The sequence below is a fragment of the Leisingera sp. G5_S3_59_S7 genome (assembly GCF_054968485.1).
Window position 1 is genome coordinate 1 of the sequence record NZ_JBQKUH010000075.1, and the last position, 16,830, is coordinate 16,830.

General features: G+C 62.1%; 12 protein-coding genes and 1 pseudogene. 2 read left to right on the top strand and 11 right to left on the bottom strand.

The genetic code is table 11. The annotated features are described in order from the left end of the window. Nucleotides 1-288: 288 nt before the first annotated feature. Nucleotides 289-1,014, bottom strand: a complete 726-nt coding sequence (locus ACTRWG_RS20895; RefSeq protein WP_462829893.1) for an NAD(P)-binding domain-containing protein — start codon at nt 1,012-1,014, stop codon at nt 289-291. A gap of 1 nt (nt 1,015) precedes the next feature. Next, on the bottom strand, nt 1,016-3,061 hold the full coding sequence (locus tag ACTRWG_RS20900; RefSeq protein ID WP_027235648.1) for an NADH:flavin oxidoreductase: 2,046 nt from the start codon (nt 3,059-3,061) through the stop codon (nt 1,016-1,018). 136 nt (nt 3,062-3,197) lie between these two features. Between ACTRWG_RS20900 and ACTRWG_RS20905 the strand changes: the two genes are divergently transcribed. Beyond that, entirely contained in the window at nt 3,198-3,812 is a 615-nt protein-coding gene (locus ACTRWG_RS20905) for a TetR/AcrR family transcriptional regulator (RefSeq protein ID WP_027235649.1), read from the top strand. 306 nt (nt 3,813-4,118) lie between these two features. On the opposite strand, the gene fdhF is transcribed toward ACTRWG_RS20905, so the two are convergent. From fdhF to ACTRWG_RS20950, 9 genes and pseudogenes are all read right to left on the bottom strand, one after another. Then, nucleotides 4,119-6,893 carry a formate dehydrogenase subunit alpha gene (gene fdhF, locus ACTRWG_RS20910; protein WP_027235650.1) on the bottom strand — a complete coding sequence of 925 codons (2,775 nt, stop codon included), beginning with the start codon at nt 6,891-6,893 and terminating at the stop codon, nt 4,119-4,121. 3 nt (nt 6,894-6,896) lie between these two features. Continuing rightward, complete coding sequence (locus tag ACTRWG_RS20915; RefSeq protein WP_027235651.1) at nt 6,897-8,585, bottom strand: NAD(P)H-dependent oxidoreductase subunit E; 1,689 nt, start codon at nt 8,583-8,585, stop codon at nt 6,897-6,899. Nucleotides 8,586-8,678: 93 nt separating this feature from the next. Then, entirely contained in the window at nt 8,679-9,590 is a 912-nt protein-coding gene (locus ACTRWG_RS20920) for a LysR family transcriptional regulator (RefSeq protein WP_027235652.1), read from the bottom strand. A 53-nt stretch (nt 9,591-9,643) separates the two neighbouring features. Next, on the bottom strand, nt 9,644-10,168 hold the full coding sequence (locus tag ACTRWG_RS20925) for a winged helix DNA-binding protein (protein ID WP_245597358.1): 525 nt from the start codon (nt 10,166-10,168) through the stop codon (nt 9,644-9,646). 288 nt (nt 10,169-10,456) lie between these two features. Beyond that, on the bottom strand, nt 10,457-12,118 hold the full coding sequence (locus tag ACTRWG_RS20930; protein ID WP_027235654.1) for an FAD/NAD(P)-binding protein: 1,662 nt from the start codon (nt 12,116-12,118) through the stop codon (nt 10,457-10,459). Nucleotides 12,119-12,298: 180 nt separating this feature from the next. Next, the gene (locus ACTRWG_RS20935; RefSeq protein ID WP_027235655.1) at nt 12,299-13,048 is read right to left on the bottom strand and encodes an amino acid ABC transporter ATP-binding protein; all 750 of its coding nucleotides are present in this window, start codon (nt 13,046-13,048) and stop codon (nt 12,299-12,301) included. After that, entirely contained in the window at nt 13,045-13,719 is a 675-nt protein-coding gene (locus ACTRWG_RS20940) for an amino acid ABC transporter permease (protein WP_027235656.1), read from the bottom strand. The genes ACTRWG_RS20935 and ACTRWG_RS20940 overlap by 4 nt, the downstream gene beginning before the upstream one ends. A gap of 8 nt (nt 13,720-13,727) precedes the next feature. Beyond that, nucleotides 13,728-14,483 (bottom strand): amino acid ABC transporter substrate-binding protein, encoded by a 756-nt coding sequence (locus ACTRWG_RS20945; RefSeq protein WP_027235657.1) that lies wholly within the window; start codon nt 14,481-14,483, stop codon nt 13,728-13,730. 292 nt (nt 14,484-14,775) lie between these two features. Then, nucleotides 14,776-16,167, bottom strand: a pseudogene (locus tag ACTRWG_RS20950) (IS3 family transposase). Nucleotides 16,168-16,276: 109 nt separating this feature from the next. Between ACTRWG_RS20950 and ACTRWG_RS20955 the strand changes: the two are divergent. After that, the gene (locus tag ACTRWG_RS20955; RefSeq protein ID WP_027235658.1) at nt 16,277-16,684 is read left to right on the top strand and encodes a hypothetical protein; all 408 of its coding nucleotides are present in this window, start codon (nt 16,277-16,279) and stop codon (nt 16,682-16,684) included. Nucleotides 16,685-16,830 lie beyond the last annotated feature (146 nt).

Consider the following 16,830-nt stretch of genomic DNA (forward strand, 5'->3'; position numbering starts at 1 on the left):
ACATCCAACAAAATCAAAGACTTACACCAAAACAAAGTCAGCACCCCTGACCCGCTTTCCGCCCCAGCCCCACCCCGCAATCCGCCCGGAACACCCCAAATCCGAAGCCAAAACCACTTACCCACAGACTCGCACCCCTTATCCACAGAACCAGCCCAGGAATCGCACCAAAGCCAACAGACTCACCCCCCTACCCTTGCCCCAAACCCCCCGGGGGAACCCGGCCAACGGCCAAAGAGGGCAAAGCACCAAAGAAAAGGGACGGCCAAAAGGACGCCCTTCAAAGCTTCAGCGCTCCAGCATGTCCAAGCCTGCAACAAGATCGCGGCACATGCCCGCCTCTTGCATGTGCTGGCGCAGACGCTGATTGTAGCCGCCGGGTGTGTTCAGGGCCTCAATCAGGTCCGCACAGCCCGACTTTTCCAGGCTGCTGGCGACCAGTATCCGCAGGAAGGCCTCAACCTGTGTCCTGTCTTGGACCCGCTCCCCCAGCCAGTCCGCCGCATCATTCACCATACGCGCAACCGGGGACAAAACAGCCTGAGCACAGAGGTAAGCGTTCAGTTCGGCCTCATCCTTCAAGGCAAATACCCTGTTTCCAGGCCCGAAGATTTGCTCGACCAGCCGCGTGTCTCCCATCGCCATGATTGGAGAGCCGCCCTGTGCAATTCCCGGGAAGGGCATCATCACAGCCGCCGCGCGCGCCGGTGCCGTCAGATCCGCTATCCGGTCCAATCCGGCCCCGGCCATGAAGGAGATCACCTGCTGATCTTCCCGGAGCACCAGACCGGAAAGGATGCCCTCCGCCGCTTCCGCCATCAGGCCCAGAAAAACCACGTCGCTGGCATCGGCGACCGCTTGGTTGCCGGCAACAGTGACGTCGCCGAATTCAGCTGCCAAAGCAGCTGATTGCGCCCGGCTGCGTTCGGACACCGTGATCCGGTGCCCCCTGCCTGCAAGCCCCCGAACCACTGCAGAGGTGATGGTGCCGCATCCCAGGAACCCCAATCGCATATCAAATATCCTTCATCAGCCGCAGCGCATCGTAGATCGCCGCATGTGTATTGCGCGCCGAAACAGCATCGCCAATCCGGAACAGCTGGAACCGGCCATCCGGGTTCGCCGCGACCGCCTGCGGGCGGCCGGCGATCAGCGCGCCGTGATCCACCTCGCCACGGTTTGCCGCGTGCTCCTTGAGCGCAAAGTACAAATCATCCAGCGGCAGAGTTCCATAGTTGACCACGACCTGATCGTACTCCGCGCGGTAGACATGGCCGCTGTAATCTGTGCCGATGGCAGCTGTCAGCCGGTTGCCGCTGCGGGTGATCCCCACCAGGCGGCGGGCAACAGTAAAGCTCACATCCTTGTCCTGCAGCACCCGCATATAGGGCACCAGATTCATGCCCATGATATCCGGCGCAAACGTCCGGTCCGGTGTCATCACTTCGACACGGGCACCGGCTGCCGCCGCGGTTTCGGCCGCCATCAATCCGGGGTGGTCGCCGCTTTCGTCATAAATCAGTACTTGCCCTGCGGGTTTTACATCACCTGAGATGATGTCCCAGCTGGACACCGCATGCGGCAGGTCCGCCCCGGTTTCAAACAGCATCATGTTCGGTATCCCGCCGGTCGCAACAATCACCACATCGGGGTCCAGGGCCATCACATCCTCCGCTTCGGCCCAGGTATTGAAGCGGAACGCCACATCCCGGGCCGCGCATTGCCCCATGCGCCAGTCTATGATCCCGATCATCTCGGCCCGGCGCGGGTTCTGCGCCGTCAAGCGCACCTGGCCGCCCGGTTCCGCGGCAGCTTCGAATACAGTCACGTCATGGCCGCGTTCCGCTGCGACCCGCGCCGCCTCCAGCCCGCCGGGGCCGGCGCCGACAATCACCACTTTCCTAGGGTTTTCTGCCGGTAAGATTTCATGGGGCATCGTCAGTTCGCGCCCGGTGGCCGCATTGTGGATGCAGAGTGCTTCACCCGCCTGGTAGATCCGGTCCAGACAATAGGTGGCGCCGACACAGGGGCGGATGCCGTCTTCGCGCCCCTCGATGATTTTCTTCACTACATGCGGGTCTGCCATATGGGCGCGGGTCATGCCGACCATGTCCAGCAGGCCGCTGGCAACCGCATGGCGGGCGGTGGCCACATCCGGGATCCGGGCAGCGTGGAAGGTCGTCATGCCGGTGGCCTTTTTCACCTCTCCGGCAAAATCCAGATGCGGTGCCGATTTCATGCCCTGCACCGGGATCACGTCGGTCATCGCCGGATCGGTGTGGATGCGGCCGCGGATCACGTTGAGGAAATCCACCATGCCGCTGTCCGCCAGTCGCCTGGAAATTTCAATCCCCTCTTCAGGAGGTATCCCGCCTGCCTGCGCCTCATCCGCGGTGTACCGGAGGCCGACGATGAAATCCTCCCCAACCCTGTCCCTGACTGCGCGCAGCACGTCGAGCGGCATGCGCATCCGGCTGTCCAAAGATTGGCCGCCATAAGGCCCGTCAAGATCATTGGTCAGCGGCGACCAGAACTGATCCAGGAGGTGGCCATAGACCTGCAGCTCGATGCCATCCATGCCGCCTGCCTTCATCCGCTCAGCGGCATCGGCGAAATCTGAGATGATGCGGGTAATGTCCCAGTCCTCCGCCAGCTTCGGGAAGGACCGGTGCGCAGGCTCCCGGTGGCGCGAGGAACTGACGGAGGGCAGCCAGTCACCCTTGTTCCAGCCGGTGCGGCGGCCCAGGTGGGTGAGCTGGATCATCACCGCCGCGCCGTGTTCGTGGACCTGATCGGTCAAGTTGCGGATCCACGGAACCACTTCGTCCTTATAGGCAAGGATATTGTTAAACACCGGCGAGCTGTCGCGGCTGACCGCGGCCGAGCCGGCGGTCATCGTCAGCGCCACGCCCGCCTTGGCCCGTTCTGCGTGATAGGCCGCATAACGCTCCTTCGGCATGCCGTCTTCCGGATAGGCCGGTTCGTGGCTGGTGGTCATGATCCGGTTGCGCAGTGTCAGATGCTTCAACTGGTATGGTTGCAGCAGCGGATCCTTGGACATGGGCGCGTCTCCTGGAACGGTGTTTTGGCAAGGGGAAGTGACGTGCGACTGGCCACTCTCGACATATATGTCGAGCAAACATGCATACCTGTCAAGAAGAGTTGCGACCGCCCTGCCCCGCTGCTATGGCTGGCGCATGGACACACAGGACATTTCCCGCCCGCGGCTGAGCGAAGAGGACTGGCTGGCTGCTGCCTATGAGGTGCTGACCGAGAGCGGGGTGGAAGCCGTGAAGGTAATGCCGCTGGCCAAACGGCTTGGTGTGGCGCGCACCAGTTTCTACTGGCACTTCAAGGACCGCGAAGAGCTACTGGAAGCAATGGTGCGGCGCTGGGAGGAGCGGAATACCGGCAATCTGGTGGCCCGGACCGAGGCCTATGCCGAGAGCATTGCGGAGGCAATGTTCAACCTTTTCGACTGCTGGATCGACCCGGGCCTGTTTGACGCACGGCTGGATCTGGCCATTCGCAACTGGGCGCGCAATGACTGCCGCCTGCAGGAACGGCTGGACCTGGCCGATGCCCGCCGCGAACAGGCCATGACGGATATGTTCATCCGTTTCGGCTATGCTGAAGCGGATGCGCTGATCCGCGCGCGGGCCATGATCTACACCCAGATCGGCTATATCTCGATGCAGGTGCACGAAAGCACCGAATACCGGATTTCGCTGATGCCCGGCTGGATTGAGGTCTTCACAGGCACCCGCCCGGCGCAGCGGGATCTGGACCGGTTCCTGTCCCGGCACCGCTGAACCGGGCTTAACCCTGCAAAGTCACCGGCATACTGAGCTGCCCTCCCTCTGACGCGAGCTCTCCCGCCTGCCTGCCAGCCATCGCAGATGCCAGCCTGCCAGTTGGGCCGGGCGCCGCGCCTTTTGAGGCGCAGCGCAGGTCGCTTCGGGCACAGCCCGAAGCGAAACACATCGGCGGAATTTGCGGCCAAGCATCCCGGGTCTGCGTGGCACTGCCGCGCCGGGCACCAGCCTGGCGCCCCAAACGAAACGGGCGCGGAATCCCTGATTCCGCGCCCGCCCTGTTTACTCACTCAGGATGCCGGTTTACTCGGCTGCGATCTGCCCTTCGATCTTTTCGACCTTCACCGCCGAGAATTTGAACTCTGGGATCTTACCATAGGGGTCCAGCGCCGGGTTGGTCAGGATGTTGGCCGCCGCCTCCACATAGGCGAAAGGCACGAACACCATATCCTCGGCAATCGCCCGGTCGGCCCGCGCCATGATCTCGATCGAACCGCGGCGGGTAGACAGGCGGATCATCTCGCCAGGCTCGATGCCCATCAGCTTGAGCGTGCGCGGGTTGAGCGAGCAGTTCGCCTCCGGCTCCACCGCATCCAGAACCTTGGACCGCCGGGTCATCGACCCGGTGTGCCAATGCTCCAGCTGGCGGCCGGTGGTCATTATCATCGGGAACTCTTCATCCGGCGCCTCATCCGGCGGGATGACCGAAGCCGGGGTAAAGCGGGCCCGGCCCTCAGGGCGCGGGAAGCCGTCACCGAAAACAATCGCCTGACCGGGGTCGGTCTCATGCAGCGACGGGTAGGTGATGGTCTCGGTTTCCAGACGCTCCCAAGTGATGTTGTTCAAGGACTTCATGTTCAGCTTCATCTCGGCGAAGACTTCGCTCACATCCTTGTAGTCCCAGGGCAGGCCGATGCGCTGCGCCAGCTCGACAGTGACCTGCCAGTCCTCGCGCGCTTCGCCCGGAGGCGCAACAGCAGGACGCACCCGCTGCACCTGACGGTTGGTGTTCGACACGGTGCCGTTCTTCTCATACAGCGCCGAGGCCGGCAGGATGATGTCGGCATAGTTCGCCGTCTCGGTCAGGAAGATGTCCTGAACGATCATCAGCTCCAGCTTGGCAAAGGCGTCGCGCGCGTGGTCCGCATCCGGGTCGGACATCGCAGGGTTTTCACCCTGGATGTACATGCCCTTGATGTTGCCGGCATAGGCCTCGTCCACGATCTCAGTCACGGTCAGGCCCTTCTCATTCGAGAAGTCGCCGCCGCCCCAGACATCGGTAAAGCTCTTGCGGACATCATCCGAGGTCACGGTCTGGTAATCCGGCAGGAACATCGGGATGAGGCCTGCGTCGGAAGCACCCTGCACATTGTTCTGGCCGCGCAGCGGGTGGAGGCCTGCGCCCGGCTTGCCCACGTTGCCGGTCATCAGCGCCAGCGAGATCAGGCAGCGCGAGTTGTCTGTGCCGTGAATGTGCTGGGAGACGCCCATGCCCCAGAAAATCAGGCCTGCCTTGCCGCCCGCAAAGATGCGCGCAACACTGCGCAGCTGCTCAGGGGAGACGCCGCAGATTTCCGACATCTTTTCAGGCGTGAACTGCGCCAGATGCTGTTTTTCCGCTTCCCAGTTCTCGGTGTACTTGTCGATATACTCCTGATCGTACAGGCCTTCCTCGACAATCACGCTCATGATCGCGTTCAGCATCGACACGTCCGCGCCGGGGCGGAACTGCACCATTTCGGTGGCAAAACGGCGCAGGCCAACTCCGCGCGGATCCATCACGATGAGCTTGCCGCCGCGCTTGGTGAACTGCTTGAAATAGGTCGCCGCGACCGGGTGGTTCTCGATCGGGTTGGAGCCGATCACGATCGCCACATCCGCGTTTTCGATTTCGTTGAAGGTCGCGGTCACAGCACCGGAACCGACGTTTTCGATCAGCGCCGCAACGGATGACGCGTGGCACAAACGGGTGCAGTGGTCGACGTTGTTGTGCTTGAAACCCTGGCGGATGAACTTCTGGAAGAGGTAAGCCTCTTCATTGGTGCATTTCGCCGAACCGAAGCCCGCAACCGACTTCGGGTTCTCGTCCCGCAACTTCATCAGGCCCTTGGCGGCCAGATCCATTGCCTCTTCCCAGGTTGCTTCGCGGAAATGGGTCGACAGGTTGCCCGGATCGACGTTCAGGCCCTTGGCCGGAGCGTCGTCGCGGCGGATCAGCGGCTTGGTCAGGCGGTGGGGGTGGTGAATATAGTCAAAGCCGAAGCGGCCCTTAACGCACAGGCGGCCTTCGTTCGCCGGGCCGTTGATGCCGTCGACGTATTTGACCTTGCCGTCCTTTACCTTGAGGCTGACCTTGCAGCCGACGCCGCAGAACGGGCAGACGCTTTCGGTCTCGGAATCGTAGTCCTTGCTGTCGCCAACCTGGTTTTCGTCCATCACAGTGGCGGGCATCAGCGCGCCGGTCGGGCAGGCCTGCACGCATTCGCCGCAGGCGACACAGGTGGATTGGCCCATCGGGTCAGCAATGTCGAAGGTCGGAAAGGCGTTGTGGCCGCGGCCGGCCATACCGATCACGTCGTTCACCTGAACTTCGCGGCAGGCACGCACGCACAGGCCGCAGGAGATACAGGCGTCCAGGTTCACCTTCATGGCAACGTGGCTGTCATCCAGCAGCGGGATGCGGCCCTCTTCCAGCTTGGGGAAGCGGCTCTCGGTAACTCCGTTCAGCTCTGCCATGTCCCACATGTGGGAGGACTTGTCGTGCGCCTCTTCCTTCTTGGGCTGGTCGGCAACCAGCAGCTCCATCACCATCTTGCGGGCGTTTTCAGCGCGTGCGTTGTTGGTGGTGACAACCATGCCCTCGGCGGGTTCGCGGATGCAGGAGGCTGCCAGAGTGCGCTCGCCCTCGATCTCCACCATGCAGGCGCGGCAGTTTCCGTCCGGGCGGTAGCCCGGCTGCGGCTTGTGGCACAGGTGCGGGATCTTCAGCCCGCGGCCGTTGGCGACTTCCCAGATGGTCAGGCCCTTGTCCGCCGTGACCTGTTCGCCATCGAGTGTGAATGTGACTTTATCGCTCATGGCTCAGACCTCATCCGGAAAATGTTTCATGGTCAGGCGGATCGGGTTCGGCGCAGCCTGGCCCAGACCGCAGATCGACGCATCGACCATTGCGGTGCTCAGCTCTTCCAAGAGGCCCTGATCCCACTTCTTCTCGCTCATCAGCTTCACGGCTTTTTCGCAGCCTACCCGGCAGGGGGTGCACTGGCCGCAGCTTTCGTCCTCGAAGAAGCGCAGCATGTTCAGCGCCGCGTCGCGGGCCGAGTCCTGATCAGACAGCACCACCACGGCAGCGGAGCCGATGAAGGTGCCATGCGGCTGCAGCGTGTCAAAGTCGAGCGGAACGTCATTCATCGACGCAGGCAGCAGGCCAGAGGACGGGCCGCCCGGCTGATAGGCCTTGAAGGCATGACCGTCCAGCATCCCGCCGCAGGCTTCGATGATGTCGGTGATGGTGGAACCGGCGGGCAGCAGATGCACGCCCGGGTTCTTCACCCGGCCCGACACCGAGTAGCTGCGCAGGCCCTTGCGGCCGTTCTTCTCAACCGAGTTCAGGCATTCCGGGCCTTCGCGGCAGATCTTGGCGACCCAGTAAAGGGTCTCGACGTTGTGGACGAGGGTCGGGCGCCCGAAGACACCCACCTGCGCCACAAACGGCGGACGGTGGCGCGGCTCGCCGCGCTTGCCTTCGATCGACTCGATCATCGCGCTTTCTTCACCGCAGATATAGGCCCCTGCCCCGCGGCGCAGGTCGATGTAACCTTCCTCCACGATGCCGGCGTCTTCCAGCGCCTTGATCTCGCGGCGCAGGATTTCCAGCACCGCCGGATATTCATCGCGCATGTAGATAAAGGCTTTCTCGGCCTCGACCGCCCAAGACGCGATCAGCATACCTTCGAGGAAGACGTGCGGGGTACGCTCCAGGTAATAACGGTCCTTAAAGGTGCCGGGTTCGCCCTCGTCGCCGTTCACCGCGAGGTAGCGCGGGCCGTCGTTGGCGCGGACAAAGCCCCATTTGGTACCGGACGGGAAGCCAGCGCCGCCCAGGCCGCGCAGGCCGGCTTCTTTGACTTTCGCCTGAACTGCTTCCCAGTCGCCAACCGCACGCAGGTCTTTCAGCGTGGCATAGCCACCTTCGGCCTCATAGGCGGCGAAGGTTTCATACTCAGGAATGTGGGCGTGAGTGTCGTCCGCCGCAATCGCCGCTTCCACTTTCTCGACGGTGGCGTGGTCGATATGGTTGTGGCCGATTTCCAGAACCGGCGCGGTGTCGCAGCGGCCCATGCAAGGCGCGCGCAGCACCCGGACCTGGCTTGCGTCCAGACCGTCTTCCAGTGCTTTCTGAAGTTGCTGGGCACCTGCCAGTTCACAGGAAAGCGAGTCGCAGACCCGGATGGTAAGCGCCGGAGGCGGAGTCTCGCCCTCCTTCACCACATCAAAATGAGCATAGAAGCTGGCGACCTCGTAGATCTCAGCCTGGCCGGTGCGCATCTCTTCGGCCAGCGCCCGGATGTGCGCGGTGCTCAGATGGCCGTATTTGTCCTGAATCAGATGCAGGAACTCGATCAGCAGGTCACGGTTGCGCGGGCGGTCCCCCAGCAGTTCCTGAACCTCGCTCAGCGCAGCATCATCGACCTGGCGTCCTTTCGGGGTTTTGCGCCCCTTGCCGCGGCCGGACTTCCATACGCCCTTGCTATCATCCAATGGTGCCATGGGATCCTCCAGTCAGCACGTCTTTCATTCCGCCAATGCCATCAAGAATGAATATCGTCAAATCTGATAATTGGATCGCACGATCAGAAAACCTTATGACGCCATTTGCGGCATCCTATTGTCTGCAAACGTCGCAACCACCTCTTTCAAAGCGCGCACAGTTGTGAGTTCCGGCGTCCGGTCGAGAGTCGCGATGCAGATCGGGCGCGCCTGTTCCGGCTCAACCAGCGCCAGGACCCGGGTTCCTCCCAGCTCTCCCAAGGCCTGCATCAGAGCCCGCGGCAGAATCGTCGCCGCAGAGCCTTCGCGCGCCAGCACCATTGACGCCATGAAACCGTTGGACTCGGACACGATCTCCGGCCTCAGCTTCAGATCGGCAAAGATCCGGTCCAGAATGCGGCGGTTCTGCATCTGCTGATCGAGCAGGCTCAGCGGCAGCTCCGCCGCCTCAGCCCAGCTGATCGTATCGCCGTGCTCCGCCACCATGTCTTCCGGCGCCAGCAGCACATAGCTTTCTTCGTAAAGCGGCTGCACTGTCACCAGGTCCCGGCCCATGCTCTCGGCGTAGGTAATACCTGCATCAATTGTACCATCATAGAGGCGTTGCTGGATAGCCAATGAGTTGGTGACCTCTATCCGCGCCAGAATCCGCGGATAGGCATGATGCACCTGATCCACCAGCTGCGCCGCCCAAGCGGTGGCCGTCGGCACCACCCCCAGCACCAGAGTGCCGGTCACTTCGCCGCGGGAGGCTGCGATCTCCTGCTCCAACGCCTTAGCATCATCGAGGATCGAGCGCCCCCGGCGCACGATCATCATGCCCTCCTCGGTCAGCCCCTGAAAGCGGTTGGCGCGGCGCACGATGGACAGGCCAAGCCGCTCCTCCAGATTGCGGATCCGCATGGAGAATGCCGGCTGCGACATACCGCAGTCGGCGGCGGCCTTGGCAAAATGCTGATGCCGTGCCAGAGCGGTCAGCAACTGAAGGTCTTTGAGTTCGATCATGGCAGCACCTTACGCCGCCGCCGCAAGACCCTGCAATGGGGCGCGCCGCACTGTCAGTCTTTGCCCGGCCCTTCTACCTGGTGCGCTGCTGCCCCGTACAGCTCCACCAGTTCTTCCAGCACATCGGCTGCCCCCCGCAACCGCCCGGCCAGTTCAGAGCGCCCGTCAAGCACCTGTGTCAAGAGGCGCGCGCGAAGCGAGTCCAGCTTTTCGGCCAGCTGGCAGCCCTCATCTGTCAGGCTGTAGGTGACTCCTGAACGGCCAGCCCCTTGTTTGCGGGTCAGCCCTGCCGACGCCAGCTTGCGCAAGGAATACTGGATGTTGGGGATATCCACACGGTTTGTCGAGCGGGCCAGTTCCTTAATAGATTTGGACCGCCTGCCGCTGCCGATCAAAAGCAGCAATGTGATCTCGGCTCCAGCCAGCGGCACGCCGCTGACCTGCTCCAGGCACCCGGCCTGCCATCGGGTCAGGCCCTCGCCGGCCCGCTGCACCGCCATCTCCAGCCGATGCAGCGCGTCAGCAGCCGGTTCCGCAGTCAGGTATGAAAACGGGGATGGGTCGACGTTGTTATTCAAGGAAAAGCTCCAGATAAAATGCGGCCCAAACGGGCATGAAAACTGCAGATCAGAATACGGGAGGCACTTGCGCGCGCACCTCGGCACAAAAACGCACGCAATGGCCGCGGAACACTGAGGTGCCGCCCCCCTTACTGAAAATCCATCTCAAATTGCCCGCAACTTATCCAACCAATTCCTCCGGACTTCAATACCCGGCAGCGCAGTCGGTTAACCTCACAGCAGCGTAGCGTTCGCCAGCCGCCCCGCGAACCACCGCGGCGGCGCCATCAAGATCCGGGCCGGAGATCAGGGCGAGGATGCCCCTTGGTCCGGAAGCGCCCAAAGCACGGTTTGCGCCCAACAGTCGGAGATGCTGCCGAAGCAATCATGAATCGAGTCCGTGGCGATGGCGCTGCCGTTCGCCAGCCGGCCGGTCAACGCAAGGCCCGCCACCCGCGCCCCTTCCGCTGTGATCAGCGCAGCGTCGGGCGCGCACCGCGCGCCCAAACCGTCGCCCAAAGGTTCCAGGGCCAAATCCTGCCGCAGCCCGGCCACCAGCGGTTCCGTCACGTGAGCCAGCGCGGGCTGGGGCAGCACAGCGTCAATCATGACGCTGGCGGTGACCGTCTGTTCATCAGAGTGCAGCTGCCAGCCGTGCTGCGTAAGCGTGATATCGGGATCATCCGCAGCACGCGGGTCCACCAGCCCGGTTTCGATCAGGATTAGCAGCTGACGGGCGGTTTCCACTGGCGCACCATAGGAATAACGCTTGAGCCCGTCGTCGAAACTCACAAAGTCCTGCGCGATGCTGGCAGGAACTAGGGCGCTGTCGAAGACGCGGCGCAACTGCGGCTGCCACTTCCGCCAAAGCTGGCCGATCGTATAACCGATGGCGGGCGGCTCCCGTCCCTCGGCCTGGGAGATACTCGCGCGCAGGGCCTCAAGTGTTCCCCGCTGTTCCTGGCTGCCCGGGCGTTCGCTTTCCAGCTTCAGCCAATCGCGCACCTCGGCAGCCTGAACCGCGCCTCCGCCGGCACGGATGATGCGCAGCGCCGCATTTTCGAGCACGCCATGCACCGGCTCCAGCTCGGCCTCCGGCACTTCAAACAAGCCGGCACGCAAGGCCTCCTCGAAAGCCGCGCTTTCTTCCTGCAAGGGATCAAACCGCGCATCCAGCCTTGCATTCACGGGTTTGGGGGCAGGAGCGTGCCCATCCAGCGAGAAGGGCACGATCCGGGCCGGTTCCCGCCCCGAGGCGACATAGCTGCTGCCTGCAAACCTGCCGCCAAGACCCAAGGTCAGCATCCGGACCACATCAAGTGCCGACAGCGCCATGCCGCGTATGCCGACAACCCGGCCCGCCCAAGCCCCGGCCGCATCTATCAGCCCGGTTCCAGGGTAGGCGGGTTTCAAAGGCAATGAATAGCGGTCCGCATGATCCTGCCAGCGGGAGAGCTGGTCATCCCTGGCGGTTTCAGGCTGGCCAAGGGACAGCAGCACATGGCCGTAAGGGCCATACGTCACGCCTTGCGCATGCAGTTGCCAGCCCTGCCCGCCGCGCCGGGCCTCAGTCACCCGCACTGCGCGCTGGGTCACCTTTATGTGGCCTGGCAACTGCGCAAGAAGCGCCTCGTAGCGGGCGTGCAGATAGGCGCCCAGCCTGGCGCGCGGCAGATACGCCTCGCCATCGCCGGCGGCCTGGCCCATCCATTCGGCAAAACTGCCTTCCCCTTCGCGCGCCAAAGGCGGCGGCGGCAGATCAATACTGCGCAATGGCAGGTTCAGCAGGCAGGTCTCACTTTCGCATGGGTTGAAGCTTGGCCCGGACGCTGGCCATCTGGACGGGTCGAAAACCTCCACCGCCAGGGCTTCGCCGGCCCCTGAAGCATGGCGCACCAGAGCCTCCAGCGCTGCCAGGCCGCGCGGCCCGAATCCAACAATGGCAACCCGGCGCCGGTCCCGCCCCATTCATGCACTCCCTCACCCAGCATAGCCTCGCCACTTTGGGCCGCAGTGGCCCGGCAGCGCAAGCCATTATCGCGCGATGGCATTCGGCGCGCTTTCCCTGCATAGGCAATGTTATACAGGGCCAACGGCACACGCAGCCCGAGAGCATTGAAGACCGTCGCGCCCAATGACCTTAGGCACTTATCCGGCCTCTTGCTCGCGCCCCACCCGCTTCAGGAACCGCCTCAGCCGGTCGTCCCGGGGCGCATCAAAGATCTGCTTCGGCGGACCGGCTTCGACGATCTTGCCGCCGTGCATAAAAACGATGCGGTCCGCGATTTCGCGCGCGAACTGCATTTCATGGGTGACGATGATCATAGTTTGGCTTTTCTCGGCCACCCGCCGCATCAGGTCCAGCACCTCGCCCACCCATTCCGGATCCAGCGCCGAGGTGGGCTCATCGAACAGCAGAACTTCCGCACCCAAGGCCATCGCACGGCCAATACCCACGCGCTGCTGCTGGCCGCCGGACAAAGCCGCCGGGTAGCTGTCCGCCTTCTCAGCCAGCCCGGTTTCACGCAACACCGACAGCGCGCGCTCTTCGGCCTCGGCACGAGGGCGCTTCTGCACGGTGACGAGCGCCTCCATGATGTTCTCTTTCGCGGTCTTGTTGGCAAAGAGCGCATAGTTCTGAAAAACAAACCCGGTGCGGCGGCGCAAGGCCAGGATATCGGACTTGGACGCCCGCGCAGCATCAACTGTCAGGTCGCCAACCGTAATCTGCCCCGCATCTGGCACATCGAGGAAGTTGAGGCTACGCAAAAGCGTCGATTTCCCGGTGCCGGACGGACCGATCACAACAACCTTTTCGCCGTCCTGGATATCAAGATCGATACTGCGCAGCACCGGTGCGCCGCGAAACGACTTGGTCAGTCCCCGGATTGAAATCATCGCGCAAATGCCTTGTTCAGACGGGTTTCCAGCCGGCCCTGCACCTGGCTCAGTGCCTCAACCATGATCCAGTAGATGGCGGCCACCACCAAGAACGCCTCGAAATAGAGAAAGCTGCCAGCCGCCTCCTTTTGGGCTGCGCCCATCATTTCGGTAACGCCAAGCGTGAAGGCCAGCGAGGTGCCCTTGATCATATCAATGAAGTAATTCACCAGCGTCGGTGCCGCAATCCGCGTGGCCTGAGGAAGAATGATACGGCGCATCATCTGGGCTTGTGTCATGCCGATGGATTGCGCCGCCTCCCATTGACTGCGGTCCACTCCCGCAATGGCCGCACGGATGCTCTCGGCCATGTAGGCGGCGAAATGCAGCGTGAGCCCCATGATCGCGGCCGTGACGCCGTTGATATTGGCAAGCGCAGGCAGCAGCTGCGGCAGGCCGAAATAGAACAGAAACAGCTGCACCAGCAGCGGGGTGCCGCGGAAGAAGCTGATGAACAGCACAACCAGGCTGTCCAGCACCGGCACCTTGATGACGCGTTCGACCGCCAGCAGCGAGGCGAGGACCAGCGCAAGCACCATGGATGCGCCGGCCATTGCCAGAGTGGTCGGAACGTAGGAAAGGATAACGGGCACCAGCCCTAGCATGTAATCGAAGTCGAGCGCCCGCATCGTCCGACCTACTGCGAAACTGTAATATCAGAACCGAACCATTTCATGGAGATTTCGGTCAGTGTGCCATTAGCCCGCAGCGTGTCCAGTGCCGCATCGACACGGTCACGCAGGTCCCGCCCTTCCTCGGTATTGGCAAAGGGGAGTGCATTTCGGATCTCGGAGAACGGCGCCCCGGCCAATTCCAGCGGCAGCGGGCTTTCCTTGATGAGCTGGACCGATGACACGCGATCCATCACAAAAGCATCGACCCGGCCAAGCGCGGTATCCTGGGCGATATTGCTTTCATAGGTGCGGATGTCGATGTCTTCCGCATAAGGCAGCTCGTGCAGCAACTGCTCGAAGTTCGAGCCGAGGTTGACCGCAACCGACCGGCCGCGAAGATCTTCGACCGACCCGACCTCTTCATTACCCTTGCGCACGACAACTTGCGCACCGTCGATCACATACGGTTGGGTGAAAGCGAATTTTGCCTCCCGCTCCGGCGTAATCGTGATTTGGTTCGCAATGGTGTCGATCCGTCCGGATTCCAGCGCCCCGACCAGCCCGGAAAACGACATGGTTTCATAGGTGATTTCCAGGCCGGCCGCTTCGCCGACTGCGTCCATCACATCCACTTCGAACCCCTGCAGCTTGTCCTGCTTTACGAAGGTAAAGGGGAAATACCCTCCCGACATGCCAACCCGCAGCTCTTCGGTCTCGGCAATGGCGGCGGTGCCCAGCACGGCGGCGGCAAGCGCGCCGTAAGTAAGGGATTTTAGCATAGGTCTGATCCTGTCTGAGTGGTCCGCCATAAAGTGAGGATCCAGAGCGATGTTTCAACCGTTTGGTCAAATCAAAAACAGAACTCCGCCCCGGAGGAGCCTATAAAAACCTGCATTCCTGTCCAGCGCAGGAACCTGCAATGTGCATTCTCAAAATATGTGTTTCGTGGAAAATTCCTCCTTTCCAGCCGCTGCCAGCCTGACAGGCCCATTGGGGGTGTCCGTCGTCAGAGAATTTGGGACAGATGGCCGCCTGAGCTAAGAGAGGGTCTGGCTCATCTGGTTGGTTTGATTATGCGGCGTATCTTCGGTGAAGCAAGCGCCGGGTTTCGACAGTCTTTCGTTTGATCCTTTCTCGTTGTTTCAGGATGGTCTGGCCGCGCCCGAAGTAGACATCGGCCGGGGTGAGGTTCTGCAGGCTCTCGTGGGATCGTCGGTGGTTTTAATGCTCGACGAAGGCGTCGATCTTTTGCCTGAGATCGCCGGGCAGGAAGTAGTTCTCCAGCAGGATGCGGTTCTTCAGGGTCTGGTGCCAGCGCTCGATCTTGCCCTGAGTTTGCGGGTGATATGGGGCACCGCGGACATGATCCATCTGCCGATCTTCCAGCCAATCGGCTAACTCGCCCGAGATGTAACTCGACCCGTTGTCACTGAGCAGGCGGGGCTTTTGCAGAACCGTCGCCTGATCACAACCCGAAGCCTGCAGCGCCAGGTCGAGCGTGTCGGTCACATCGCCTGACGTCATCGTCGTGCAAAGTTTCCAGGCGATGATGTAGCGGCTGTAATCGTCGAGGATCGTGGACAAGTAGAACCAGCCCCAGCCGATGACCTTCTGGTAGGTGAAGTCGGTCTGCCAAAGCTGGTTCGGTCGGGTCGCCTTGTCACGGAACTCGTCAGCGGCGAACAGAACCACATAAGCCGGGCTGGGGATCAGGTCGCAGGCCTTGAGGATGCCCCTCTCGGGACATTGCTGCGCAATGCCCTGCTGGGCAGTGGATAGACCGAAGCCTCTGACACAAAATAGTTTTCCGTGTCAGTGAATTACACGGCCAACTCGCGCGACGACAGATCGCTTTCCTGCAGGGCCAGGTCCTTGATCTTCTCGCGCACCGGCTCAGGGATGCGGTTCCAGACCCGCGACGGCCTGGGACTGCGATCCTCCAGCGCCTCAGGGCCGCCCGACAAATACCGATCATACCAGCGGCAGAAGGTCGTTCTAGGGATGCTGAGCTTGTCCAGCGTGCGCCTGGTCGGCAGGTGCGACCCTTCCACCAGCCGGATGATCTCCAGCTTCTCAGATGCGGGATACTTCATTCGCCGTCGTCCCCATCCGCAATCATGCTTTTTTGAGCAGCCGCAACTCCAGGGCCTGCTCAGCGACAACCTCCTTTAGATCTCGGGCTTCCCGGCGAAGGTCTTTGACCTCGCTCGACGTCGCCGCACGCGCCGTATCGCCCGCCAAGCGTTTCTTCCCGGCTTCGAGGAGTTCCTTGGACCAGCTGTAATACAAGCTTTGCGCAATGCCCTCGCGGCGACACAGCTCTGCAATGCTGTCCTCGCCCTTCAGGCCGTCCAAGACGACCCTGATCTTCTCCTCAGCTGAATACTGCTTTCGGGTGGCACGGCGGATGTCCTTGACGACCTTCTCGCCGTGGCTCCGCTTGGTTCCTGGTTTCTGTCTCATCTCCACTCCTCGGTGGTTACGATGTGCCAGAAACCCTCTCTTATCAAATCAGCCTAAACTGTCCCATTGGCGCTGACGTCAGACACCCGCAGATCAGGTGAAGGACTGGATGATCGAGCTCGACGCGCGGCGCCAGCAGCTGGAACGGGAGCTGGAACACACCCCTGCCCCGGAGACGGTGGTGTTTCACCCCTCGATGGCGGAGGCCTACCGCGAACGGGTGTCGCGGCTGATCCGGACCCTTGGCTCCGCCGAAGGCATGGAAGACGCTAAGGAGTCGCTGCGAGCACTGGTGGCGCGGATCGTGCTGACACCTGTGGCGGAGGGCGCAGGCCTGGATCTGACCCTTGAGGGCGATCTGGCCGGACTGCTGCGCTTCGCGGCGGGTGCGGAAGGCCCGAACACGAAGAAGGCCTCGGACGGTTTACCCGAAGCCTTTGATATTTCAGGTGAATTAGTGTTGGTTGCGGGAGCAGGCAACCGCCGTATCCTACCTGCCCTCTCCGCAATCATATAAACCCATGATAGCTCGCAGCTAACGGCAAGTCTGCTGCAGGTTTCTCGGACGCCACGCGCGACGTTTGAATGATGCGCGGCATTGCCTGGCGTCGGAGAAGCGCGCAAGCGGGAAATCGCGGTGTTGGAATTGGGCACACCAACTGC